This window comes from Synechococcus sp. MEDNS5 (genome assembly GCF_014279875.1).
Classification (GTDB): domain Bacteria; phylum Cyanobacteriota; class Cyanobacteriia; order PCC-6307; family Cyanobiaceae; genus Synechococcus_C.
The window spans coordinates 1,750,921-1,774,141 of sequence record NZ_CP047952.1; the positions used below are offsets into that span (position 1 = coordinate 1,750,921).

General features: G+C 60.2%; 26 protein-coding genes, 1 tRNA gene and 1 pseudogene. 15 read left to right on the forward strand and 13 right to left on the reverse strand.

Annotated elements, in window-relative coordinates:
* Positions 1–3: 3 nt before the first annotated feature.
* The 3 genes and pseudogenes from SynMEDNS5_RS09460 to SynMEDNS5_RS13185 all read left to right on the forward strand — a co-directional run bounded on the left by SynMEDNS5_RS09460 (position 4) and on the right by SynMEDNS5_RS13185 (position 1,009).
* Positions 4–75, forward strand: a tRNA-Val gene (locus SynMEDNS5_RS09460).
* Between the two features lie 115 nt (positions 76–190).
* A pseudogene (locus SynMEDNS5_RS13180) lies at positions 191–385 on the forward strand (helix-turn-helix domain-containing protein); the annotation flags it as partial.
* A gap of 345 nt (positions 386–730) precedes the next feature.
* Positions 731–1,009, forward strand: a complete 279-nt coding sequence (locus SynMEDNS5_RS13185) for a DUF4115 domain-containing protein (protein ID WP_255440389.1) — start codon at positions 731–733, stop codon at positions 1,007–1,009.
* Here the strand turns inward: SynMEDNS5_RS13185 and SynMEDNS5_RS09470 are convergent.
* Positions 993–2,654, reverse strand: a complete 1,662-nt coding sequence (locus SynMEDNS5_RS09470; protein ID WP_186583159.1) for a Ppx/GppA phosphatase family protein — start codon at positions 2,652–2,654, stop codon at positions 993–995. The genes SynMEDNS5_RS13185 and SynMEDNS5_RS09470 overlap by 17 nt on opposite strands.
* A gap of 97 nt (positions 2,655–2,751) precedes the next feature.
* On the opposite strand from SynMEDNS5_RS09470, the gene SynMEDNS5_RS09475 reads away from it, so the two are divergent.
* Positions 2,752–3,648, forward strand: coding sequence for a 4-hydroxybenzoate polyprenyltransferase (locus tag SynMEDNS5_RS09475; protein WP_186583160.1), 897 nt, complete (start codon positions 2,752–2,754; stop codon positions 3,646–3,648).
* A complete protein-coding gene (locus SynMEDNS5_RS09480; RefSeq protein ID WP_186583161.1) occupies positions 3,648–4,568 on the forward strand; it encodes an LD-carboxypeptidase in 921 nt (306 codons plus the stop codon). Before SynMEDNS5_RS09475 ends, SynMEDNS5_RS09480 begins: the two co-directional genes overlap by 1 nt.
* Here the strand turns inward: SynMEDNS5_RS09480 and ispD are convergent.
* Positions 4,559–5,230: a 2-C-methyl-D-erythritol 4-phosphate cytidylyltransferase gene (gene ispD / locus SynMEDNS5_RS09485; protein ID WP_186585948.1), complete on the reverse strand. Its 672-nt coding sequence runs from the start codon at positions 5,228–5,230 to the stop codon at positions 4,559–4,561. The genes SynMEDNS5_RS09480 and ispD overlap by 10 nt on opposite strands.
* Positions 5,231–5,302: 72 nt before the next feature.
* Between ispD and SynMEDNS5_RS09490 the strand changes: the two genes are divergently transcribed.
* From SynMEDNS5_RS09490 to fabG, 3 genes are read left to right on the forward strand one after another with little or no spacing between them, the layout of a single operon-like run.
* Positions 5,303–6,130, forward strand: a complete 828-nt coding sequence (locus tag SynMEDNS5_RS09490) for a glycosyltransferase family 9 protein (RefSeq protein WP_186583162.1) — start codon at positions 5,303–5,305, stop codon at positions 6,128–6,130.
* A 4-nt stretch (positions 6,131–6,134) separates the two neighbouring features.
* The gene (locus SynMEDNS5_RS09495; protein ID WP_186583163.1) at positions 6,135–7,220 is read left to right on the forward strand and encodes a TrkA family potassium uptake protein; all 1,086 of its coding nucleotides are present in this window, start codon (positions 6,135–6,137) and stop codon (positions 7,218–7,220) included.
* 47 nt (positions 7,221–7,267) lie between these two features.
* Positions 7,268–8,020 carry a 3-oxoacyl-[acyl-carrier-protein] reductase gene (gene fabG, locus SynMEDNS5_RS09500; RefSeq protein ID WP_186583164.1) on the forward strand — a complete coding sequence of 251 codons (753 nt, stop codon included), beginning with the start codon at positions 7,268–7,270 and terminating at the stop codon, positions 8,018–8,020.
* A gap of 28 nt (positions 8,021–8,048) precedes the next feature.
* On the opposite strand, the gene SynMEDNS5_RS09505 is transcribed toward fabG, so the two are convergent.
* Complete coding sequence (locus SynMEDNS5_RS09505; RefSeq protein ID WP_186583165.1) at positions 8,049–8,237, reverse strand: hypothetical protein; 189 nt, start codon at positions 8,235–8,237, stop codon at positions 8,049–8,051.
* Between the two features lie 129 nt (positions 8,238–8,366).
* On the opposite strand from SynMEDNS5_RS09505, the gene groL reads away from it, so the two are divergent.
* The gene (gene groL, locus SynMEDNS5_RS09510) at positions 8,367–10,037 is read left to right on the forward strand and encodes a chaperonin GroEL (protein ID WP_186583166.1); all 1,671 of its coding nucleotides are present in this window, start codon (positions 8,367–8,369) and stop codon (positions 10,035–10,037) included.
* 37 nt (positions 10,038–10,074) lie between these two features.
* On the opposite strand, the gene SynMEDNS5_RS09515 is transcribed toward groL, so the two are convergent.
* Genes SynMEDNS5_RS09515 through SynMEDNS5_RS09545 form a run of 7 tightly spaced genes read right to left on the reverse strand, consistent with a single transcriptional unit; the run spans position 10,075 to position 15,239 of the window.
* Positions 10,075–10,257, reverse strand: coding sequence for a hypothetical protein (locus SynMEDNS5_RS09515; protein ID WP_186586031.1), 183 nt, complete (start codon positions 10,255–10,257; stop codon positions 10,075–10,077).
* A gap of 18 nt (positions 10,258–10,275) precedes the next feature.
* Positions 10,276–10,965 carry an N-acetylmannosamine-6-phosphate 2-epimerase gene (locus SynMEDNS5_RS09520; RefSeq protein WP_186583167.1) on the reverse strand — a complete coding sequence of 230 codons (690 nt, stop codon included), beginning with the start codon at positions 10,963–10,965 and terminating at the stop codon, positions 10,276–10,278.
* Positions 10,965–11,372 carry a hypothetical protein gene (locus SynMEDNS5_RS09525; RefSeq protein WP_186583168.1) on the reverse strand — a complete coding sequence of 136 codons (408 nt, stop codon included), beginning with the start codon at positions 11,370–11,372 and terminating at the stop codon, positions 10,965–10,967. Before SynMEDNS5_RS09525 ends, SynMEDNS5_RS09520 begins: the two co-directional genes overlap by 1 nt.
* Positions 11,373–11,376: 4 nt before the next feature.
* Positions 11,377–12,234: an ABC transporter permease gene (locus SynMEDNS5_RS09530; RefSeq protein WP_186583169.1), complete on the reverse strand. Its 858-nt coding sequence runs from the start codon at positions 12,232–12,234 to the stop codon at positions 11,377–11,379.
* 38 nt (positions 12,235–12,272) lie between these two features.
* Positions 12,273–13,286 (reverse strand): ATP-binding cassette domain-containing protein, encoded by a 1,014-nt coding sequence (locus tag SynMEDNS5_RS09535; RefSeq protein ID WP_186583170.1) that lies wholly within the window; start codon positions 13,284–13,286, stop codon positions 12,273–12,275.
* A 29-nt stretch (positions 13,287–13,315) separates the two neighbouring features.
* Positions 13,316–14,317 carry a heme o synthase gene (locus tag SynMEDNS5_RS09540; RefSeq protein WP_186583171.1) on the reverse strand — a complete coding sequence of 334 codons (1,002 nt, stop codon included), beginning with the start codon at positions 14,315–14,317 and terminating at the stop codon, positions 13,316–13,318.
* Positions 14,310–15,239: a heme A synthase gene (locus SynMEDNS5_RS09545; protein ID WP_186583172.1), complete on the reverse strand. Its 930-nt coding sequence runs from the start codon at positions 15,237–15,239 to the stop codon at positions 14,310–14,312. Before SynMEDNS5_RS09545 ends, SynMEDNS5_RS09540 begins: the two co-directional genes overlap by 8 nt.
* Positions 15,240–15,464: 225 nt before the next feature.
* Here SynMEDNS5_RS09545 and SynMEDNS5_RS09550 point away from each other — a divergent pair, with 225 nt between their 5' ends.
* The 4 genes from SynMEDNS5_RS09550 to SynMEDNS5_RS09565 all read left to right on the forward strand — a co-directional run bounded on the left by SynMEDNS5_RS09550 (position 15,465) and on the right by SynMEDNS5_RS09565 (position 19,028).
* Positions 15,465–16,289, forward strand: coding sequence for a cytochrome c oxidase subunit II (locus tag SynMEDNS5_RS09550; RefSeq protein WP_186583173.1), 825 nt, complete (start codon positions 15,465–15,467; stop codon positions 16,287–16,289).
* Positions 16,286–17,956, forward strand: a complete 1,671-nt coding sequence (ctaD, locus tag SynMEDNS5_RS09555; protein ID WP_186583174.1) for a cytochrome c oxidase subunit I — start codon at positions 16,286–16,288, stop codon at positions 17,954–17,956. Before SynMEDNS5_RS09550 ends, ctaD begins: the two co-directional genes overlap by 4 nt.
* Entirely contained in the window at positions 17,953–18,555 is a 603-nt protein-coding gene (locus SynMEDNS5_RS09560; protein ID WP_186583175.1) for a cytochrome c oxidase subunit 3, read from the forward strand. The genes ctaD and SynMEDNS5_RS09560 overlap by 4 nt, the downstream gene beginning before the upstream one ends.
* A 95-nt stretch (positions 18,556–18,650) precedes the next feature.
* Positions 18,651–19,028, forward strand: a complete 378-nt coding sequence (locus SynMEDNS5_RS09565; protein ID WP_186585949.1) for an AbrB family transcriptional regulator — start codon at positions 18,651–18,653, stop codon at positions 19,026–19,028.
* Positions 19,029–19,104: 76 nt separating this feature from the next.
* Here the strand turns inward: SynMEDNS5_RS09565 and SynMEDNS5_RS09570 are convergent, their stop codons facing one another.
* Together SynMEDNS5_RS09570 and SynMEDNS5_RS09575 are read right to left on the reverse strand one after the other, a co-directional pair.
* Positions 19,105–19,695, reverse strand: a complete 591-nt coding sequence (locus SynMEDNS5_RS09570) for an HdeD family acid-resistance protein (protein ID WP_186583176.1) — start codon at positions 19,693–19,695, stop codon at positions 19,105–19,107.
* A 73-nt stretch (positions 19,696–19,768) separates the two neighbouring features.
* A complete protein-coding gene (locus tag SynMEDNS5_RS09575) occupies positions 19,769–20,416 on the reverse strand; it encodes a riboflavin synthase (protein ID WP_186585950.1) in 648 nt (215 codons plus the stop codon).
* A gap of 57 nt (positions 20,417–20,473) precedes the next feature.
* On the opposite strand from SynMEDNS5_RS09575, the gene SynMEDNS5_RS09580 reads away from it, so the two are divergent.
* Entirely contained in the window at positions 20,474–21,064 is a 591-nt protein-coding gene (locus tag SynMEDNS5_RS09580; protein WP_186583177.1) for a bifunctional nuclease family protein, read from the forward strand.
* Positions 21,065–21,081: 17 nt separating this feature from the next.
* Entirely contained in the window at positions 21,082–22,218 is a 1,137-nt protein-coding gene (locus SynMEDNS5_RS09585) for an aldo/keto reductase (RefSeq protein ID WP_186583178.1), read from the forward strand.
* On the opposite strand, the gene SynMEDNS5_RS09590 is transcribed toward SynMEDNS5_RS09585, so the two are convergent.
* Positions 22,207–23,217, reverse strand: a complete 1,011-nt coding sequence (locus SynMEDNS5_RS09590) for an ABC transporter substrate-binding protein (protein ID WP_186583179.1) — start codon at positions 23,215–23,217, stop codon at positions 22,207–22,209. The two genes, SynMEDNS5_RS09585 and SynMEDNS5_RS09590, sit on opposite strands and share 12 nt — an antisense overlap.
* Between the last annotated feature and the right edge of the window lie 4 nt (positions 23,218–23,221).

The following is a 23,221-nucleotide window of genomic DNA, read 5'->3' on the forward strand; positions in this document are numbered from 1 at the left end:
TGCGGGCGATTAGCACAGTGGTAGCGCACTTCCTTCACACGGAAGGGGTCACTGGTTCGAATCCAGTATCGCCCATGATTTCTGCTGCAACTCCAGCCATTCGCAATGGCGTGACTGTTAGTGCGCGATCTGACTGACAAGAACCGAGATCACCATTATGTTCGGACGAATTCAGAGAATCTGTCCCCCAATGCGCTCTGAGCAGTCAGGTGACAAAGCTAGGCATGAGACAGCGTCCAAGCTGGTGACTGTCGGCAGCCAACTGCGCTCGGCGAGGGAAGCGGCGGGTCTGAGTGGCGCACAACTTGCTGACTCCCTGCACATGGGGCACGAGCAGCTCGATGCTCTTGAAAAGGGTGAGCGGGACCGATTGCCTGAACCGGTTTTCATCAAGGCCATGACCCGACGTGTGGCGGCCAGGCTTCAGATTGATGCAGACCCGCTCGTCCATGAGCTGAGCATCGCGATGGCAGAGGGGCAAGCCGAAAGATCGCATCAGTTGACTCCCTCCACCCCGTCCCCTCTTGTCTCCCGAGACAAGCCATCTCCAGCACGGTCTGAATCAAACCTATCGACGACAATCTGGAAGGTTTCGGCAATCATCGCCCTCTTCGCTGGCGTTGGAGTTGGCAGTGCTTTGGTGTTCGCCAAACAGCGGCAGATCTCGCCTCCTGCAGTGGCCTCAAACACAACGTTGCGTCCACCTACTCAAGAGATCCCTGAGCCAGTGATGACAACAGAGCCGGATTCCTCGCTGATCCAGTCATCCGAAGCTCCTTCTCTGTCCATTACGAGTCGGGAACCAAGCTGGCTGGAAGTCCGCAATGCCAATCGCGAGACGGTTTACGAGGGGACACTTGACGGAGAGAGTCCACTGGCTGTCAACCCAGGAGACGAGATCTATGCAGGACGCCCTGATCTCGTTTTACTCAGCATTGGCGATAACCCCCCCGAACCACTTGGTGATATCAGCGATATTCGCTGGCACAAGATCACTCCTGAATCCTGATCTTCAGGTTGAGTCCGGTGACCTCCCGGACAATCGCTTCACAGCTTTCCAAGCTCCACTGCTCGAGACTGAGATTCTGATTCAGGCGCTCTGGGACGAGTTCGAGGGTCACTGAACTGGACGTGAACTCCACAGAAAGTGTTTTCACAACAGGGTCCGGGCGCCGATCCAGAGCGGCTGCCAATCGAAGCAACAAAGCCATTTCAGAGACTGTTCGTCGGTTTTGGCGTGTCTGCAATGCCTGCCAGGCTTCATGTCGTTTCTTGGGCAAGCTGCGGCGGTGGTAGCGCGCGATCGCCGCGATCATCAGATGCTCGGATTCTGAGTAACCAAGCAGTTCTCCGTGCCTGATCAGGTACCAAGAATGCTTGTGGTAGGCGCTGAGATTGATGTGTTGGCCGCAGGCATGCAGCAAGGCAGCCGCCCACAACAGATCACGGCCTGAACCGTCATCACGGTGCAGACACCCCTGCGTGCTGTCGTAAAGACTGAGGGCATGACTGGCGACGCGTTCCGCCCGGACCCGGTTGACAGCAAATCGCTGAGCCTGATGCATCACCGTGCGCTGGCGGATGCTGCTCTGAAAGCTGAAGCGGTCCTCCAGCAGTCCATGACGCAGCATCCAGTCCACGATCAGCCCTTCCCTCAGGGCCCTTTCACTGAGAACCAGCTCTCCAACACCCAGCATTTGCATGGTGGTTTGCAGAATCAAGGCTCCAGGAACAATGATCTCCGCCCGTCTGTCGTTGATCGGTGCCAGGTCCCGCCGTTGCTCAGGTGTCATCACCACCAGGCGCTCCACCACGCGATCCAAGCGCTGCTTGGAAACCTTGTAGCCATGCAGCTTCAGCGGCGGCCGATCGTCTTCAGTGGCTGCCAGCGCACCAATGGCCATGGCCGTGCCACTGGTCGCGACCAGCACAGGGGTCTCACCCGGTTTGATCCGTCGGTGAACCTTGTCGACAGCTGGCTCAAGTGATCCCTGAATGAACGCCTGAAGAAACGATCGCCGATGCGGTGGGATTGGATCGTCCTTCACGAAATCTCTCTGCAAACGCACCGCACCCACCCGAGTGCTCGTCAGAGCACGGGCATCACGACCATCCGCAAGGATCAACTCGGTGGATCCGCCGCCAATGTCCAGCACAAGATGGGGACGATCGCCGAAGGGCATCCCAGACAGAACCCCGAGATAGATCAGCCGAGCCTCCTCCGGACCGCTCACCAGATCCACATCGAGCCCGATCTGATCCTGCACCGTCTGCAGAAAATCCCGACCGTTGGGAGCTTCACGAACAGCACTGGTGGCTGCGATCACAATCTGCTCCACCTGGTGACTGATCGCCAGTTCCTTAAAGCGGCGAAGGCTTGCAAGCCCTCGTTCCATCGCTTCTGGTGTCAGCTCGCCGGTGTCTGGGTCCTTTTCACCCAACCGTGTGGTGGATTTCTCGGCAAGCTCGATGCTGAACGTTCCCAACGCAACATCTACGGATGCCACCAACAGGTGGGTGGAATTCGTGCCGACATCGATGGCAGCAACCTGCCTTAGGCGTTCCCCGAACGGAGAGGCGTCGGATAACTCCTGATTGAGCTGACGGCTGTTCTTGTCCATCACAGTCTCAAGAAAAGGCTCGGCACCTGGCATGGAGCACCGGGATGGAAACCAGCCCACTTTGCCATCGGCACCAGGGGACACCGGCGCTGATTAAGGTTTGAGAAATTCAAGTCCGTCAGCCCAGTCCGTGACCGGCACGCTCTCCTCCCGCCTCACGTCCCCCTGGGTAGCCCTGCTGCGCTGGAATAAACCCAGTGGCCGTCTGATTCTTCTCATTCCAGCCGGATGGAGCCTTTGGCTGAATCCATCCGGAACACCATCCCTGCGGCTGATCCTGCAGATCCTGATCGGAGGTCTCGCCGTCAGTGCGGCAGGCTGCGTTGCCAACGACCTCTGGGACCAGAGAATCGACCGTGAAGTCGCACGCACCAGTCAAAGACCCTTAGCCCGTGGCGATCTCAATCGTGTGCAGGCCTTCACTCTGCTGGCTGTTCTGCTGACGCTGTCGCTGATGGTGGTGATCAGCCTGCCTGCAGACGTGCGACTGCTCTGCCTCCAATTGGCGGTTTTGGCCTTACCACCGATCCTCCTTTACCCCTCCGCCAAGCGCTGGTTTCCCTTTCCACAGGCCATCCTTGCAATCTGCTGGGGCTTCGCCGTGCTGATTCCGTGGGCTGCAGCCACTGGGTCTTTAAGTTTCAGCCTGCCGCTGATCGCAACCTGGGGGGCGACGTTCTGCTGGACCTTCAGCTTCGACACCGTGTACGCGATGGCGGACCGCCCTGACGACGCCACGCTCAAGCTGCGCAGCAGCGCATTGACTCTCGGACATTCCGCGGTGAAGGTTGTACGCGCTGGCTATGGCCTGACGGCCGCAGGGCTCGCTATAGCCGCCGCCGCGACCCAAGCGGGGGTGGTTTTCTGGATCTTTTGGAGTGTTGCCTGCATCGGCTTCTGGCGTTCAACACTTCCCTTGAAGGCGAAGGAGCAGCAAGCAGCCTCGGTGTACGCCAAACATTTCGCCCGACAAGTGCAAATCGGCAGCTTGTTACTCGCCGGGGTGATCCTCAGCCGGTTGGGTTGATGCCACACGCCAAGGTTCCGGTTGTTCAACCGCCGTCACTCAATCGCGGCGATGCCTTTGCCATCACGGCGCCCAGTTCGGCTCTCCGCAACGACGACAGCCTGCATCGAGGAATCGCCGTGTTCGAATCCTGGGGACTGGAGGTGCAACCCCATCAGCTTGATGCTCGGCACTGGGGCTATCTGGCTGGAACCGACCAGCAACGCAGAGCCGACCTCGATCAGCGACAGTCCCCACCCCTGCTGGCTTGCGCCCGGGGAGGTTGGGGAGCAGCACGACTGCTCGAACACCCATGGCCTTGGAGCCCTGGCTGGCTGCTGGGGTTCTCTGACATCACATCCCTGCTCTGCTCAAGGCTTGCCCAGGGCGTGGGAGGCGGCGTGCACGGACCGTTGGTCACAACGCTGGCCGATGAACCCGACTGGAGCCAGCAACGCCTCCAGGAATTGCTCTTCGATCGGACAGCACCTGATCTCCATGGGGAGACCTGGGTGGGTGGGAAAGCCCAAGGCCCATTGATCACCGTCAATCTGACCGTGGCATCTCACCTGTTGGGCAGTTCCCACCTACCGGATCTGAGGGGAATGATCCTCGTGATCGAGGACGTGGGTGAAGCCCCTTACCGCCTGGACCGGATGCTGACGCACTGGCGACTGACGGGCACTCTTCAGGGCCTGGCAGGGATTGGACTGGGGCGGTTCAGCGGTTGTGATGATGCCAACCTCTCAGCCAACGCGGAACAAACCTTCAGCCTGGAGCAGGTCCTGAAGGAGCGCACTCTCGATCTGGGCATTCCCGTGATTTCGGGGTTGCCGGTAGGGCATGGCCAAGGAGGCAATGCAGCTCTGCCGATGGGCGTTCCAGCCAGGCTGGACGCCGACCGGGGAACTCTGAGCCTTGAACGTCCGAATCAGCGCTGAGCCATCACGGCCGCTGCCACGGTGAGATCGAACGGTGTGGTCACCTTGATGTTTCCTGGCCCTGCATCGAGCACCCGCACCGGCCATCCGAGACGCTCAAACAACGAGGCATCGTCCGTTACGACCCAGTTTCGGGCTCTCGCCTGGGCATGACCTTCGCGCAGTTCTGACACCGAGAATCCCTGGGGCGTCTGGGCGGCCCAGAGCTCAGAACGATCGGGAGTGTCAGTGATCACGCCTTGGGAGTCAACACGCTTGATGGTGTCAGTCACCGGAGTCGCGGCAATGACCGCACCGCCCTTCAGAAGTGCTTCAGCACAGCGATTGAACACCTGTGGAGAAACAAGACAACGGGCACCGTCATGAATGAGCACGTGGCGTGCATCCCTGGGCAATGCCTGCAGACCTCGCTCCACCGACTCCTGCCGGGTGCTGCCCCCCTCAATCCAGGTCACTGGTTGCCCTGCATGGTGAAACAAGGCCGCCATGGCGGGTTGGTCCACCGGTTGACCGATCACACCGATCCAATCAATGGACGCCGCAGCGCCGGCGGCTTCCAAGGTCCACGCGAGGACGGGTCGCCCATGCACAGCAAGCAGAAGCTTGTTGCGATCCGCCCCCATACGCCGGCCACTACCCGCTGCAGCAATCAACAGATGCACAAGCGACTCCTGCTGACGGCAGGCTGAAACGGCCTCCATACAATCAGCACGCACCCCCTGTGCTGCCGCTTCATGCGCGTTCTTGCTCTCAGCCCCGGAAGCCTGCTGCAGCAGCTGGAGCGTCTTCCTGCCCTCGCCGCCGTCGCCGAACAGCTCGAAGCCCAGATTCAGGTGGCCTGCGAGCCATCCCATCGGGCGCTATGGAGCTTGCTTCCATCGGTTGAGAAAGTGATTCCCTTCCCCTTTGCGGGAAATCCCAATCTCGCTGAGTGGGCCAACCTTCTAGGGCTCGTGCGCGAACCCGACTTCCAGGCCTGCCTCAATTTCGCAAGCGGACGTCAGGTCAACCTGATGCTGTCGATGAGCCATATCCCCGTTCGTGTGGCAACCGAAGGGTTTTCGAGCACAGCCGTGGTCTCTCCGGACCAGGGATGGAAGCCCCAGCGACTCGCGTCGTATCTCAAACCTTTGGGTCTGTCCCTGAGGGCGGACGACTTCCGCCTCAGCCTGCCCGCCGAAGCCATGGAGACAGCCCGCCAGCGACAACCGCTCGGGGAGGGACCACTGCTGCTGTTGGCTCCAGATAACGCCGCCAACGACTGGCCGGAAGATCGTTGGCAGTTGTTGCCCGAGAGGATTCGTGAGCGGTTGCCACAGCTGCGCTGCGAGACCCTCACCCCCCAAGCACCATTCGCCCAACGTGCGGCAGCGGTGGCCTGCGCCGATGTTGTTCTCAGCAGCTCCGCGATCACCCAACTGCTAACGGCGTACTGCGGAGTTCCCCTGGTGGCGATGGGCTCCTCTGCCGATGCCCTGCCCTCAAGGGACGTCATCAGGGTTCTGCCTGGCGATCGTCAGGGCCTGAGCACCGAGGAAGTGATGAAAGCCCTCGGGTTCTGATCAAATGAAAGCTGGTCAACGTCGCCGCCATCTGCAGCTGCTGGCGCGTCCATGGCTGCTGCCGATCATGGCGCTCACAGCCGTGATTCTCAGTGGGGCCATTGGGTACCGCATCACCGAAGGCTGGGACTGGGGAGACTGCCTCTGGATGGTGCTGATCACCATCAGCACCATCGGCTATGGCGAGGTGGAGCCGTTGTCCCAGGCAGGACGCCTTGTGACCGTGCTGATCATCGCCGGCGGGCTTTTGGTGGTCCAGCTCACGATTCAACGGGTGCTGGGACTGTCAGAATCTGGCTACTTCCGCCAGCTGCGGGAGATTCGATTTCGTCGATTGCTGCGGCGCATGCACGACCACGTGATCCTCTGTGGATATGGCCGGATCGGTAAGGAGATCGGTGAGCAGCTGCTGCTTGAGAACGTTCAGGTTCTCGTGGTGGAAATGGATCCAAAACGCCAGAGAGCCGCGCAGGAACGAGGATTGCGAGTGCTTCAGGCCGATGCAACCCTCGATGAAACACTCCTGGAGGCAGGGCTCGACCGCTGTCGAAGCCTGGTGGCGGCGCTACCCAGCAATGCCGCCAATCTGTATGTGATTCTCAGCGCGAGGGGTCTGCGCAAAAGCTGCCGGCTGATCGCCAGAGCCGACAGCGATGAGGCCGCCTCCAAACTGGAACTGGCGGGAGCCTCCGTGGTGGTGAGCCCCTACGTGGCAGGAGGCCGGGTGATGGCAGCCACGGCCCTGCGGCCCATCGCCGTTGACTTCATGGATCTACTGGCTGGCACTGACTGCGAAATCGAGGAGTTCCGATTGAGCCGGGATCCTCTGCTGATGAGCCATCTCTCCCACCGCAGCCTGGCGGAGCTGGCGCTCGATCGTCGGAGTGGCGCCATGCTGCTTGCCATCCGTGAAAACAACACACTCACCGCCAATCCAAGCGGCAGCATGACTCTGGCTCCAGGACAGATGCTGGTGGTGATGGGCAGCCAAGATCAGCTCACTGCGTTCAGGACGATCCTGGGAGACGCCCTCGACACTGTTGAAACGATGGGCGGAGCCACGCACCTGAATGAACCGGCATCTGGCTGAAGCCCGATTTGGGTTGATGCTTACGATCATTCGGCTGCAGAGATCGAATGAACTCAACCCGGACCCTCGATGGTCAAATCGCCCTCGTGACCGGTGCCAGCCGGGGGATCGGGCGTGCCGTGGCTCTGGCCCTGGCTGAATGCGGCGCAGAAGTGGTGGTGAATTACGCCAGCTCCCCGGATGCGGCCGAAGCCGTGGTGAAGGAGATCGAGAGCATGGGAGAGAAGGCCTATGCCCTTCAGGCCGACGTGGCCGATGAAGACGCCGTGGACGCATTGATCAAAACGGTGCTGGAGCGCAGTGGTCGCATCGATGTGCTGGTCAACAACGCGGGCATCACACGCGACGGACTGCTGATGAGGATGAAATCCGCCGACTGGAACGCGGTGATCAATCTCAATCTCACCGGAGTGTTTCTCTGCACCCGCGCCGTGACCCGGCCAATGCTCAAGCAAAAAAGCGGTCGGATCATCAACATCACCTCAGTTGTTGGCCTGATGGGCAATGCAGGGCAGGCCAATTACGCCGCGGCCAAAGCCGGTGTGGTGGGCCTGACCCGCAGTGCTGCGAAGGAAATGGCGAGCCGGGGAATCACCGTGAATGCGGTGGCTCCTGGATTCATCGCCACCGACATGACTAAGGACCTTGAAGCCGAGGGCATTCTCACAGCCATTCCCCTGGGAACATTCGGGACCCCGGAGCAGGTGGCAGGGGCAGTGCGTTTCCTTGCCGCAGATTCGGCAGCGGCCTACATCACTGGGCAGGTTCTGCAGGTGGATGGCGGCATGGTGATGGGTTGATCTCAATCCCTCGGATCGATCTCAGAATTCAGGGTGCTGCACCCGGTTCAAGCGGCTGCACCAGCTCATCTCTCAGCCTGCGAATTTTCTGCAGCAGCTTGTACCGGCGTCTTCGCTCCGTCGCGGTGAGAAAGATCCGCAGTGGCACGTAAACCAGCGCCATGATCCCGGCCAGACCGGTCATCAGAACGAAGAACAGCGCGCCCGAATCGTTCATGGTTTAAAGCTACCGAGCAGCTTTGGTTTTGGTGGGCCTGAACGGAGAAAGATTCGGCTTTCCCCACTTCAGGAACCGCCCGAGGAGACCTGCCGCTGTGGGACATTGACCAACGGGTAAGTGTCACTCATGGCCAAACTTCTCAGTTTTTCGGATGAATCTCGCGCCGCACTGGAGCGAGGCATGAATGCTCTGGCCGATGCCGTGCGCGTCACGATCGGCCCCCGTGGACGCAACGTGGTGCTGGAGAAAAGCTTCGGAGCTCCCGATATCGTCAATGACGGCGACACGATCGCCAAAGAGATTGAACTTGAGGATCCTTTCGAAAACATCGGGGCCAAACTGATTCAACAGGTGGCGTCGAAGACGAAGGACAAAGCGGGTGATGGCACCACGACAGCGACCGTTCTGGCTCAGGCCATGGTCGAGGAAGGCCTACGCAACACCGCAGCCGGTGCCAGCCCGATCGAGCTCCGTCGCGGCATGGAGAAAGCGGTCGCTCTGATCGTCGAAGGTCTCGCTGAGCGCAGCCAGTCCGTCAGTGGAGATGCCATCCGTCAGGTGGCCACAGTGAGTGCCGGAGGCGATGAAGAAGTTGGTCGCATGGTGGCTGAAGCCATGGACAAGGTCACCGTCGATGGGGTGATCACCGTGGAGGAATCCAAGTCTCTGGCCACGGAGCTGGAGGTGACCGAAGGAATGGCCTTTGACCGGGGTTACAGCTCGCCTTATTTCGTCACCGATGGTGATCGTCAGATCTGTGAGTTCGAAAATGCCCTGCTGCTGCTGACCGATCGCAAGATCAGTGCCGTGGCTGATCTCGTGCCGGTTCTTGAGACGGTTCAAAAAACAGGATCTCCCCTGGTGATTCTGGCCGAGGAAGTCGATGGAGAGGCCCTGGCAACCCTGGTGGTGAACAAAAACCGCGGCGTGCTTCAGGTGGCTGCTGTCCGCGCACCCTCCTTTGGCGAGCGCCGCAAAGCCGCCCTCGCGGACATTGCCATCCTCACCGGTGGAACCGTGATCAGCGAAGACCGAGCGATGACGCTCGACAAGGTGACGCTGGAGGATCTCGGCCGGGTCCGCCGCATCACCATCAGCAAGGAAGAAACCACCATCGTCGCCAGCGAAGACAGCCGTGATGCCGTCGCTGAGCGCGTGGCGTCCATCCGCAGGGAATTGGAGAACACCGATTCCGAGTACGACCGCGAGAAGCTCAACGAGCGCATCGCCAAACTCGCCGGCGGTGTGGCCGTGATCAAGGTCGGAGCTCCGACGGAAACCGAGCTCAAGAACCGCAAACTGCGGATCGAAGATGCCCTGAATGCCACCAGAGCCGCTGTTGAAGAAGGCATTGTGGCCGGCGGTGGCAGCACGTTGATCCAATTGGCCGGATCCTTGAGCGGGCTGGCTGATCAACTGCACGGTGATCAGCGCACCGGGGTCGAGATTGTGCGTCGCGCTCTGAGTGCACCTCTTCGCCAGATCGCGATCAATGCAGGGGCCAATGGCGATGTGGTTGTCGAGCAAGTGCAGCGCACCGGCCAGGGCTTCAATGCACTCTCAGGTGCTTATGAAAACCTCCTGGAGGCTGGCATCCTTGACGCCGCCAAAGTGGTGAGATTGGGCCTTCAGGATGCGGTTTCCATCGCATCGCTGCTGATCACCACCGAAGTGGTGGTGGCCGACAAGCCCGAACCTCCAGCAGCTCCTGCACCCGGAGGTGATCCCATGGGTGGCATGGGTGGCATGGGTGGCATGGGCGGTATGGGTGGAATGGGCATGCCTGGAATGATGTGAGCCCGCTCACGCCCGTTTGGCCCGCATGATCCGATGATCAGAGAGCGCGAATCAGGCGGGCGTGAATACGGCACACCGCCAAAGCCTCTTGGGGTGGCTTACGGCAAAGCTGCCCTAACTCCCGATTGAGGGCCTGAAGCTCACCCATCGGCAGAGTGGCCATCGGCAGCCCGAACACAAAACCGGTCATCACAACCGGAAGAACAAGCAGGCGATCCACGGCCGGGTCTCACGGGACTCACACAGTTTGCCTGGTGATGTGCTGGTGATAAGACGCCACCTGAAGATCCACGCCCGTGATCGCCGTACCCACCACCACTGCATCGGCGCCCTCGCCGATGGCATTCCTGGCGGTCTGCGGGGACGCGATGCCCCCTTCACAGATCAGAATTGTTTCCGCTGGAAGCTGGGCACGCAGAGGCTTCAACAGATGCAAGCCAGGTGGTCTCGCCCCCCTGGTGGATTCGGTGTAACCGAACAGGGTGGTGCCGACCCAGTCGCATCCCAACGACGCGGCTCTCAAGCCGTTCTCCACACTGTCAACATCCGCCATCAACGGAGCCCCCAGTTCATCCTTGGCCCGTTTGACCAAGCTTTCCAGCTCCTCAGCCTGCGGCCGGAACCGATCAGTTGCATCCAGCGCCACCACATCGGCACCAGCGCCCCAAATGGCCTTCACTTCGTGCCAACGCGGTGTGATGTAGACCGAGCTATCAGGCCAAGACCGCTTCCAGAGACCAATGATCAAAGCCTTCGGACAGCGTTCGCGTACAGCAGCGACGTGCTCTGGGCTCTCCAACCTCACGCCAAGGGCCCCGTTTCGGAGTGAGGCGTCGGCCATGGCGGCGATCACATCCGGGTGGCGCATCGGCGAGCCTTCAGGAGCCTGAACAGAAACGATCAGGCCGTTCCTAAGGGACAGAGTCATCAGGAGGCTTTGGGAAATTCATCGCTGCTCACTGGCGTGAGCCAGCGCCGCAGCCTCTGGGGGCTGGCCACCGGAACAGGAGCCGAAGCCGGGCGGTTCTGCTCGAGAGAATCCCCGCTGCTCTCATCCAAGGCGCGGGCCACATCATCAAGCGAGTCGCGAAGCAAGGCGGTGAACCGCCCGATTCCTGAGGGCTGCTCGATCTCCTGCTCGAGCTCCGTCCGGTGGATCTCAGGCTGAAGCATGGGCCGATCGACACCGGGCAGGGAGGCCACACCAAAGCGGTGCACCCACTGAAGTTCCAGACGCTGCAAACGTTCAGTATCGCCATCCTGCCGCGATTGCTCGATCTGACGCTGCAGCGTTGTTTGGCGAGGGTCCTGATGCTGGTAAGGAGAAAAAGTCACGGGATCAGGCGAGCTTGCGGTTGAGCAGGGGACGAATGAGCAGAAACAGGCCGGCCGTCAGCAGAGTGAGCACAAGCAGACAGGTGGTGCCGGTGACAGAGCCGTAAGGAGCTTCCAGAAGAACGGAAGAAAGATCCAATGGACCGGCATAGGCGGCACGGATCGGCTCTATCGCGAAGGTAAGGGGATTCAGCGCCGCTAGCCAGCCCAACCAGGGAGGCATGAAGCTCAGCGGAGCCAAGGCCGTACTCGCGAACAACAGGGGAAGGTTCGCCACGAAGATCACCGCGATCAGCTCGATATGGCCGGGAAGCGCGAATGCGAGACCCAGACTCAAGGCCGTCACGGCAAACACCAGCAGGAGAAGCGTGACCATGACGAGCAGCAAACCTGCAGCGCCTGGCCAGCCGTAGCCCAGAAGTGAAGCGGTCACCATGATCGCCAGGCTCTGAACAAGGCTCAAGGTGGTGATATAGATCACAGATGCGAGCACGATGGAGCTGCGACTGCGCAACGGAGCCACAAGCAGACGATTAAGGAACCCGAATTCCCGATCGAACATCACCGGCAAGCCGGCATTGAGAGCCCCGCTGAACGCTGTGAACACAATCACGCCAGCACCCAGGAAACGCCCGTAACTCATCCCTCCAGGCAAAAGGCCCTCCGGAGCTCGGGAAAACAAGGCTCCGAAGAGCACCAGCCAGATCAGTGGCTGCAGGATTCCTGCCACCAGGGTGGACGGTCGCCGCTGGAGTTGAACAAACAGCCTGCGGGTGAGTGCACCTGTCTCCTGAGCCAGTTCCGAAAAAGCGGAGCGTGGGTTCTGCTTTGGAGTGGAGAGATCGAGAACGGAGTTGGTCATGGATCAGAACAACGAAAAAGAGCAACCGCGAAAAAACGTCAACGCATCGACTGGCGACGCTCCTGCTTTGGATCACGCTGACCAGCCACCGCCAGTTCAGCGTCCATCAGGGTGCGCCCCGTGGCCTGGAGATAGACATCATCCAGGCTCGGACGGCTCTGCGCCAGGGAGAAAACGGACAGATCGCTTTCGCCCAGGCGCTGCTTGAGACGGGGAAGGACATGATCGCCATCCACCACAAGATTGAGGGAATGCCCTTGGGACCGGTTGATCACAATCCGGCGAACACCTTCAACGGCATCCAGAAGTGCACGGATCTTCTCTGCCTCGGCCTGGTCACTGAATTCGCGCACGCGCAGAGTGACGCGATCACCGCCAAGGGCGCACTTGAGCTCCTCCGGTGACCCCTCAGCAATCACACGCCCTGCGTCGATGATCGCCATGCGTTCGGCCAAGGCCTCCACCTCTTCAAGGTAATGACTGCTGAGCAGGATGGTGGTGCCTTGATCTCTCAGGTCCTGGAGCACCTCCCAGATCACGGCGCGACTCTCGAGATCAAGACCGACCGTGGGCTCATCAAGCACCAGAAGGCGGGGAGAGTGAAGCAAGCCAGCTGCGAGATCCAAGCGTCGCCGCATCCCACCGGAATAGGTTCCGCACCGCCGGTCGATCCAATCCTCCATCGAGAGACGCTGAATCAGATCATCGATGCGCTGATTCCTCTCCGTTCTGGGCAGGTGATAAAGATCGCCCTGCAAAGCCAGCAGTTCACGCCCTGTGAGGATTTTGTCAATCGCCACCTCCTGGGCCACATACCCCAGGATCTGCCGCACCTGACGGGGGTTCTGCAACGCATCGACACCCGCCACGATGACTCGTCCGCGGTCGGGTGACAACAGCGTGGCGAGGATGCGCAATGTGGTGGTTTTCCCAGCCCCATTGGGACCGAGAAATCCGTAGAGGCAGCCTTCCGGAACCGCAAGCGTGAGATCCGTCAGAGCCGGAACCATCCCGTAGGACTTCACCAAGTGATCCAGCTCAATCAGTGACATCCCGTCTTAGGAAACACGTGGGGCAAAATCTAGGCACTGATGCCGGGGAAGCCGCTCGGGAAGGCGGCAATCCAGCCTCTGAGCTGGAGGTCGAACAACGCAGCGCCTGACTGACGGCTGAAGATCAGCAGCAGACAGATCCCGAAGAGATAGAGAATCGACCAGCGGAATAGCCCTTTGGCGCGCTCAGTGCTGTCGGGCTCATCGGCGAGCCGTTCAACCATCTGCAGCAGCCTTCCATTGAATGGAAGCAGAAGCAGGCCATACAGCAGACCTCCCTCGGGCAGGGCCCAGACCCCCAGAAAGCTGATGATCACCGTCGCCCATCCGTAGCGACGAATGGCCTTTGCCGTCACCACTGGCCCCTTCACCACCGGCAGCATGGGAATGCCGACGGCGCGATAGTCCTCGCGCAGGAGTAGAGCCAGGGCCCAGAAGTGGGCTGGAGTCCACACCATCACCAATGCGAACAACCACCAACCGCCGAGGCCAATATGACCAGTGGCGGCCGCAGCTCCAACCAACGGAGGAATCGCCCCTGCCACCCCTCCAATCACAATGTTTTGCGGGGTCCGAGGCTTGAGGAGGGCGGTATAGAGCAGTACATAGCTGCACAGCCCAAGCAATGACAGGCCGGCAGCCAGACAGTTCACCCCACTTACCAGCAGGGTTGCAGCGGCCAGAGTGCAGGAGATCGCGCCAGCGAAGGCCGCAGTGGGAGAGAGGCGGCCCGATGGCAGGGCCCGCCCACTGGTGCGTTGCATGCGACCGTCGAGTTCTTGCTCCCAGAGGCAATTGAGCACACCTGCGGCTGCGGCCGCCAAGGCGCCCCCACCCAGGGTGCAAACCAGGCGAGGAGATGAGAGGGGCCAGCCTTCAGTGAGTGCCATCCCCCCCAGGGTTGTGGCCAGAAGAAGAGGAATCAGCCGAGGCTTGGCGACTTCCAACCAGGCCGGAAGCTTGATGCGTTTTCTCGAGGGAACAACCTGCTCACGGGTGAGCGGGACTGCTGTGGCGGATGAACTAGCCATGACAAGTCTCCAGAGTTGATGAGTCGAGAACGACAGGACGGGGGGCCGAGGGCGAGGGAGGACGACGGCAGGTGAGAGCGGAGAGGACGGCCACCAGAAGACAGGCCACGAGCTGATGCCCCACGGTCAAGGCCGGCTGGGACAGGCCCATGCGCAGCGTTGAAACCCCGAGGGCGACCTGAGCTGCCACAAGACAAAGCGCCGTGAGCAACAGCGGCCATTGCTGCCGGGCCCACCCACCGGCGAGCAGGGCGACAACCACAAAGAGACCGACGGTCAGCGCCACTGGAGTGGCGAAGGATCGATGCCAGTGCAGCCATTGGCAGGCCCGGCCGGCCTCAAGACAGCTTTGGGCTGCCCAGGAAGTCGCCATGCGACCGCCCAACAGGCTCTGCGCGGAAACAGCGATCACGCTGAGGCCACCGAGCCAGGGCCACCAGCGAGGAGCAGGACCGGTCGTGGTTCCGCTGAGCAAGATCTGGGTGAGACCACTCACGGACATCACCAGGGTCAGCGCCAAAGCCAGATGGGCGGTCACCACGGCCGAGGGCAACAGCTGAAGCACGGTGAGAGCCCCCAAGCCTCCCTGCAGAGCCACCATCAGCACCAGAAGTCCGCTGAGGGGAAGCAGCCAAGCCGGCAGAGTGCGTCGATACCACCAAACGGCCGCGAGCTGCACGAGCAGAGCGACGCCCACCACAAAGGCGTCAAGCCGGTGGAACCATTCCAGAAAAACCTGCAGATTCATCTGCCGGCCGGGGAGGAAAGTCCCGTAACAGAGCGGCCAGTCCGGGCAAGCCAGACCGGCCTCCATCACCCGGGTGGCACCGCCAATGACCACCAAAGCCACGAGTGCCACCACGAGATGCGCGGCCAGCTGAGCGAGGCGGAGACGAATCGAATCCAACGAGGATGTAGTCAACGCTGACCCCCAGAAGAACCAGTCATGTCCAAAACGTAGCGATCTGATTCAGAACGACACGCTCTATGCAGGAGTGCAACATGAAGTCTCCTGATTAATGCGATTTCGCTGACATGGGCCGGATCAGGCAAGTCAAAACGAAGGAATTTCAGGCGTTTTTAACAATCACCCCGTGGTGAATGACGCAGAGCTCCATAGTCTGAAGTTGCCTGTGATGAGGTCATCGTGCAGATCCCCTCAGCGATCGTCACTCTGGTGCTGGGGATGCTCCTTGTCCTCGGGGGACTGTGGATCGGCCAGAACATCAATCTTCTGCCCGTTGACGCCAGTGCCAATGCACCCATCTACGACGAGCTGTTCCGTGTTCTTTTCAGCATCGGAACAATCCTGTTTCTCGGCATTGTTGGTCTGATCATCTTCAGCCTTGTGCGTTTCCGCCGTCGCCCGGGCCAACTCGGAGATGGCCTGGCCCTGGAAGGAAATCTCCCATTGGAAGTGTTCTGGACTGCCGTTCCAGCGATCGTGGTTCTATTCGTTGGTCTTTTTAGTTACGACATTTACGAACGAATGGGAGGAATGGCTCCTCTCAGTCACGCTGACCATGGAACAGCGATGCAAACCGAACAACGCATCTGGGGAGGCATTGGATCGTCGGAAATCTCTACAACATCTTCAGCATCGCCGTTACAACCATTACCGGTTGAAGTCACAGCCATGCAATTCGCATTTCTGTTTCATTATCCGGATGGCGACATCATGTCTGGAGAACTCCACGTTCAGGCTGGTCGCCCCGTCTCCCTGCGCATGGAAGCAAAAGATGTCATTCATGCGTTCTGGGTCCCTGAGTTCCGTCTCAAACAGGACGTGATCCCCGGACAACCAACCCTGTTGGATTTCACCCCGACCCGACCGGGGCGTTACCCGATCGTCTGCGCCGAGCTCTGTGGCCCTTACCACGGAGGCATGCGCTCAACCGTTGTGGTGGACAGCGCTGACGATTTCAATGCCTGGCTTCAGGCGAACCGAAAATCCCCTGTGCAAGAGGCATGACACTCACCGTTCCCCAGCAATCACCACCCGCTCCTCAATCCCTTCAACCAACAGGCTGGTTGCGCTATTTGAGCTTCAGCGTTGATCACAAGGTGATCGGACTGCAATACATGGTCTGCGGGTTTGCGTTCTATCTGATCGGAGGAGCGCTGGCAGGCGCGATCCGTACGGAGCTGGTCAGCCCCATCTCGGATTTCATGCCTCGAGATGTGTACAACCAGGTCCTCACTTTGCACGGCACGGTGATGATCTTTCTCTGGATTGTTCCCGTGGTCAACGGTGCATTTGGGAACTATCTGATTCCCTTTTATGTGGGAGCCCGTGACATGGCGTTTCCGCGCCTCAACGCCGTGGCTTTCTGGCTGATTCCTCCAGCCGGTTTACTTCTGATCAGCAGTTACTTCATCACAGGGGCGGCTCAGTCGGGGTGGACGGCCTACCCACCGCTCAGCCTTACAACGCCAGCGAGTGGACAGATCATCTGGATCCTGAGTGTGCTGTTACTGGGGGGAAGCTCCATCTTTGGAGGCATCAATTTCATTGCCACAATTCTGAAATTACGCCGACCAGGGCTGAAGTTGATGCAACTGCCAATGTATTGCTGGGCCATGCTGGGGACCAGCATTTTGGTGGTGTTGTCCACACCTGTTCTGGCTGGGACATTGATCATGCTCAGTTTCGACATCGTGGCTCATACCGGATTTTTCAATCCAGGATTGGGCGGCAATGTTGTTGTGTATCAACACTTGTTCTGGTTTTATTCCCATCCAGCGGTCTACATCATGGTGCTTCCGGCCTTTGGACTGGTGAGTGAAATTCTCCCGATCCACTGCCGAAAGCCTCTGTTCGGCTACACCACCATGGTGTATTCGATCATGGCCATTGTGGTGTTGGGTTTAGTGGTCTGGGCCCACCACATGTTCACCAGCGGTACACCTCCCTGGATGCGTCTGTTTTTCACGATCGCCACAGCGTTCATCGCCGTTCCCACAGGAATCAAATTCTTCAACTGGCTGGCCACCCTCTGGGGAGGAAAGATCAGCCTCAACAGCGCCGTGCTGTTTTCCTGTGGTTTCATCGTCAATTTCGTCCTCGGCGGCATCACTGGTGTGGCACTGGCCCAGGTTCCTTTCGATGTGCATGTTCATGACACCTACTTTGTAGTTGCTCATTTCCACTACATCGTCTACGGCGGATCAGTGTTTGTGATTTTTGCGTCGATCTACCACTGGTACCCCAAGGTGACGGGGCGGCTGATGAATGAACATCTCGGGAGGTTCCACTTCCTGCTCACCTTTGTTGGATTCAACCTCTGCTTCGCACCGCAACACTGGCTCGGACTGAACGGAATGCCCCGACGGGTGGCGGAATACGACCCGCAATTCCAGCTGATCAACCAGTTCAGCAGTGTGGGTGCCCTCTTGATGGCCATCAGCACACTTCCCTTTCTCTGGAATGTGATCGCCAGCGCCCGCCGGGGTGCCATCGCCGGCGACAACCCCTGGAATGCCCTCACACCCGAATGGCTCACTACCTCTCCGCCACCGGTGGAGAACTGGAAAGGGGAGCCGCCGCTCGTCAGCAATCCCTATGCCTATGGCACTCCGGACGATGAGATCGATCTTCGTTCCGTGAGTGGAAGTGATCTCTGGAGAAATGGCCAATGACATCCCTCAGCCCTCAGGACCAGATTCAAAAGCAGGTTGAACATCACGAGGCGGAGCACCCCGACCATCGCATGTTCGGACTCGCCACATTCCTTGTGGCCGACGCGATGACGTTCGCTGGCTTCTTCGCCGCTTACCTCACGTTCAAGGCCGTCAACCCCCTGATGCCCGGGGCCATCTACGAGCTGGAATTACCCCTGCCCACCCTCAACACCATCCTGCTTCTGGTGAGCAGTGCAACCTTTCATCGCGCAGGGGTGAATCTGCGCAAAGGGCTCAACGAACGCTGCCGTGCGTGGCTCCTGGGTACAGCAGTGCTCGGCTTGGCCTTTCTCGTCAGTCAGATGGTGGAGTACTTCACGCTGCCCTTCGGACTCGCCGACAATCTCTACGCGAGCACGTTCTATGCACTCACTGGATTTCACGGCCTGCATGTCACGCTTGGGGCCTTGATGATCCTGATTGTCTGGTGGCAGTGCCGCACTCCTTCAGGGAGAGTTAGCGCCAGCAATCATTTTCCCCTCGAAGCCGCTGAGCTCTACTGGCATTTCGTCGATGGCATCTGGGTGATTCTCTTCGTGATTCTCTACCTCATTTAACGAAGCCCCTGCCGCATAGCCGGAACCGATTTAAGGTCGATGCCTTGCCCTCAGGGCTGTCTGAAGTCACAATTGATGTGTCTCTCTCAATTGAGATGCTGGTTGGAGACGAATTGCTATCGAAGGCCCGGGCTCTTAGCAACCGGCCTGAAGATGAGATTGCACGAGGATGCGGTTATGTCGGTCCAAGTGGCCGCGTGCTCCGCAAAAGCTTCTATCGCGCACTTGTCGAAGCCAAAGGCTACAAACTTCCTTCCAACTCACCCAGCCCAGGCGGAGCGCGTGGCCGGCAGGCTGAATTCCGTACGCGGGTGCATGGCAATGGCAACCTGTTGATTGGCCATGCCTACACGCGCCGTTTGGGACTCACGCCGGGTCAGGAATTCAGGATTGAACTCAACAAAGACACCGGCACGATCGCCCTTAATCCAATGAACGATTCAGACAGCCCACAGCACAACGTCGAGCACTAAAAAAACCGGCAAAAGGTGGAATCTGCCGGTTCCTTGCTGGTTGTACGGTCAGCGTTTGGGCTCGATCAGGCCTGAATCAGGCTGCAGCCGGAGGATCTTGATCGTCGTGCATGGAGCTGCTGAACACAATCAGCTCAAGACCGCTGAAGAGGAAGCTGATTCCCACCAGGGTGCCGAGGACCCAGAGCAATCCCCAGAACTTCAAGGTCACGATCAACAGTCCAAGGATGAAGGTAATTACACCATTGGCGATAGCCCAGCCGGCTCCAGGACGCTTGGCATGGGCCAACCCACTGAAGAAGGCCACGAGGCCCTCCACCAAGAAGACGATGCCGATCGCCAGAGCGAAGGCAGCGACCTGCTGAAGAGCATCAGCGGTATCGCCAAAGTTGCTGATCATCGAAGCGCCGGCCACGAGGAACAGGGTTGACACCACAAGACGCCAGAAGCAGATCCAACGGCCCATCCGTCCGGAACGGGCCAGGTTGCTGATCCAACCCACCAGGCCACCGACCAGGAACAGAACGGCAATCACCACGGTGGTCCAAACCGAAGCGATGACAGGAAACACCAGGGCAAGAATGCCAAGAACAATCAGCAGGATTCCTTCGGCAATCGCAAAGGTCTTGAAGGTTCCAAAGGAACCGGAGCGGTCCTCAGAGCTCATGAAAGGTTCACTATGAACAACCCTCGCAAGGTATTGAGGTCACACGATTCTCGCCATGAATTGTGATCGAATCTCAGTCCCAGCCATGGACGGAGAGCCACTCTGCGCTGAGCTCACCGGAGGCCCCACCTCCATCACCGGCAGCAAGAAGCCTTTCGGTGTAACGCGCCAACAGATCAATCTCAAGATTGACGTCGTCTCCGACCTCAAGATCCCTGAGTGCCGTGACCGACCAGGTATGGGGAATCACAGCAACCCAGAAGCGTGCGCCCTGGTCACGGCTCCCGGCCACGGTGAGGCTGATGCCGTTGACGGCAACACTGGCCTTATCGCAGATGTAGCGGCCGAAATGGGAATTCTTCCACCGCAGTTCCACCGTCCAGGATTGGGGAAGCGCCTCAACGGAGACCACTTCGCCAGTTCCATCCACGTGACCACTCACGAGATGACCTCCAAGTCGGTCCGAGAGTCGCAAAGCGGGCTCGAGGTTCACAGCCCCTCCCCTGGATGCCTTGCGGCCCAGTGACGTCCTTTGCAATGTCTCCTCGCTCACATCAGCGAGGAAGCCATCACCCACCAGCGACGCCACGGTGAGACAAACACCATCGACGGCAACGCTGTCGCCGAGCTGAAGCGGTGCAAACGGAGCACAGCCCTCGACGAGCAGTCCCCGGCCCCGGCGTTCCACCCGTCCGACCGCTTGCACCAACCCAGTGAACATCGGTTCCATTCAGTGCCCTCATAACTGGTCATAATCGATACAGCGGCGGAGCCGTCCGTGGTGGAGATGAGTGTGGCTGGCATCGCCCTCGATGCCAGCAGCAGAAGTCCGATCGTGCTGCTGCGCGACCCATCCAGGCGCCGTCAGGTACCGATCTGGATCGATCAGGCCCAAGCGCACAACATCATGGCCGGCCTGAACGGAACGCCCCAGCCCCGCCCCCTCAGCCATGACCTCATGGCCGCCCTGCTTGAGGCAGGAGGCCTGCAGCTTGAGCGGGTGATCATCCATGCCATTGAAGACAGCACATTCCGTGCTGTGCTGCGGCTCAGGCACGATCAGGACGATGATCAGCCCGCTGAGGGGGATGCGAGCGCGTCGGCACCAGAGGAGGAGTGCCTTGCAGAGATCGATGCCCGCCCAAGTGACGCCATCGCCCTGGCGATCCGCACCGGCAGCAGCATCTGGATGCTGGAGGAGGTGGTGTCTGAGGCCTCAATCCCTGTGGATGCCGAAGCCGACGCAGAGGATCAGGATGAATTCCGCCGCTTTCTGGATCAAGTGAGCCCAGCCGCGCTGGTGCGCCACCTGGAAAGCCGAGACTCGGCGGATCCCAATGATGCACCGACCGACTCACCGGACGTTTGAGCGAGGCACCCGCGCCAATGACAAGGCGGCGCGCCTTCGGCGACGGCCCAGCAGTGAGTCTGTTCACCCTCGGCACCATGCGAGCGCTGCAATCTCAGCAGCAGATGCTGTCCGTGCTGCGAGGCGCCCGCGACGCTGGCATCAACCACGTGGAAACGGCACCAGCGTACGGTCCGGCGGAAACCTTTCTGGGACAAGCGCTTAGGCAGCTGGATCAGGAGGAGACCGGTCCTGCGGAAGGCGACTGGGTCATCACCAGCAAACTGTTGCCCGGCCAAACCCTGGACCAAGCCCGTCGCGCTCTTGATGCCAGCCTGGAACGCCTGCATCGCCCCAGGCTGGACAACCTGGCGATCCATGGCATCAACAGGGAGGAGCATCTCCACTGGGCCCTGATCGGTGATGGGGCACAGCTGATCGACTGGGCACTGACCAGCGGCAGGATCGGGCAGGTGGGATTCACCAGTCATGGATCCAATGCACTCATCCAGCAGGCGATCCACAGCGGCCGCTTCCGGTTCTGCGGACTTCACCTCCACCTACTGGATCCGCAGCGCATCCCCTTGGCTGAGAAAGCTTTAGCCCAAAAGATGGGTGTGCTCGCCATCTCACCGGCCGACAAGGGCGGGCGGCTGCAGGCACCGAGTGATCAACTGGTCAGCGACTGCGCTCCCTTCGCTCCCCTGGCGCTGGCTTACCGCTTTCTTCTGGCAGCAGGGGTGAGCACACTCACGGTGGGAGCGGAGACACCCACCGACTTGCGCCTGGCCACTGCCCTGGCCAATCAAGACGGCCCCCTGATGGAGCAGGAAACGAAGGTTCTTGCCCGCCTGGAAGCGCTAAGAAGCGAACGGTTGGGATCAGAGTTCTGCGGTCAATGCCGTGACTGCCTGCCCTGTCCCAGCGAAGTCCCAATTCCCGAGCTGCTGCGACTGCGCAATCTGGCCCTCGGCCACGATCTCAAGGAGTTCGCAGAAGAGCGATACAACCTGATCGGACGGGCCGGGCACTGGTGGGAAACGGTGAATGCCGAGGCCTGCGCTCACTGCGGCGACTGTCTGCCCCGCTGTCCCAATCATTTGCCGATCCCCGATCTGCTGGATGACACCCACCGCAGGCTTGCCGCCGCCCCAAGGCGGCGCCTATGGGGCTGACGATCTCCATCGCTGCTGCAGACGGAAAACCTCGTCGTCCGCAGCTGGATAGAGGGTCCAGCTGCGCATCCAGACCTCCTGGGAGGGAAGGACGAGAGCGCGCAGATCGGTAGGAACTCGACCGCCTGCCTCCAGAAGCTCCTCCCGAGAAAGAGGCGGAATCCAGCCCTGCGCCAGGAGGCGCGCAAGCAATGGCGGTTTCCAGGCTTCGGAAACCCAGGCCTGTGGCAGGGGCTCGGCCGTCCCCGCAGGACGGGCCAGCAGTGTCCAGTGCAGAGGGGCTCCACTCTCTGGCAACACAGCGGTCAGCCGCGGATCCCGCTTCAGAGCCTGCATGCAGCGCTGGAGGGGCAGCACAGCCACCCGGGCGTCGCCCTGCAGGAGCCAATTGAGGCCGTAGCGATCATCAAAGCTGATAGCTGCCTGCCTGAGATGGCTGAGCACATCCGGACCATCCATGCGATCCGCCAGGGACATCAGCAGACGCGGGCTGGCCGGCAGCAGCACCTTGCCCTTGAGGGCAGGATCCAACAAGGTCATCCAGCCGTCATCCGCCGCCGGACGTGCACGGCCCTCCCGGCGAAACAGCAGCACGTAAGGACTGAAGCCCACCGGGAGAAGTTTGGAACTCCAAGCCGACGGAGCCTGCGTGAGAAAACGCTGCCCGAGCGGTCCCAGCTCGGCTGCCAGCGCAGGAGCGGCCACCGACTGGAGCTGATCTGGGGTCAGAGACGACAACCAGCCATCCGCCAGAGCCATGAGATCCGTGGGCTTGGGCCAGGGGCTCTGGAACGGCGTTGACCCGCTGAGGGGTTCAAACCGCCAAGGAGCAGGGAGCTGGCGACGCCACAGGGAGGGCAGGATGTCCGCAGGGGCGCGCAGCGTTGGCCTGATCACCCCCTGAGCGCACCCCGCCAGGCCTGCCGCCACACCGAGAGCACCGATCTGCAGCAGCGTCCTACGACGCAGGGGTGGCAGGGAGGAAGTGGCAGCCTTCATGACC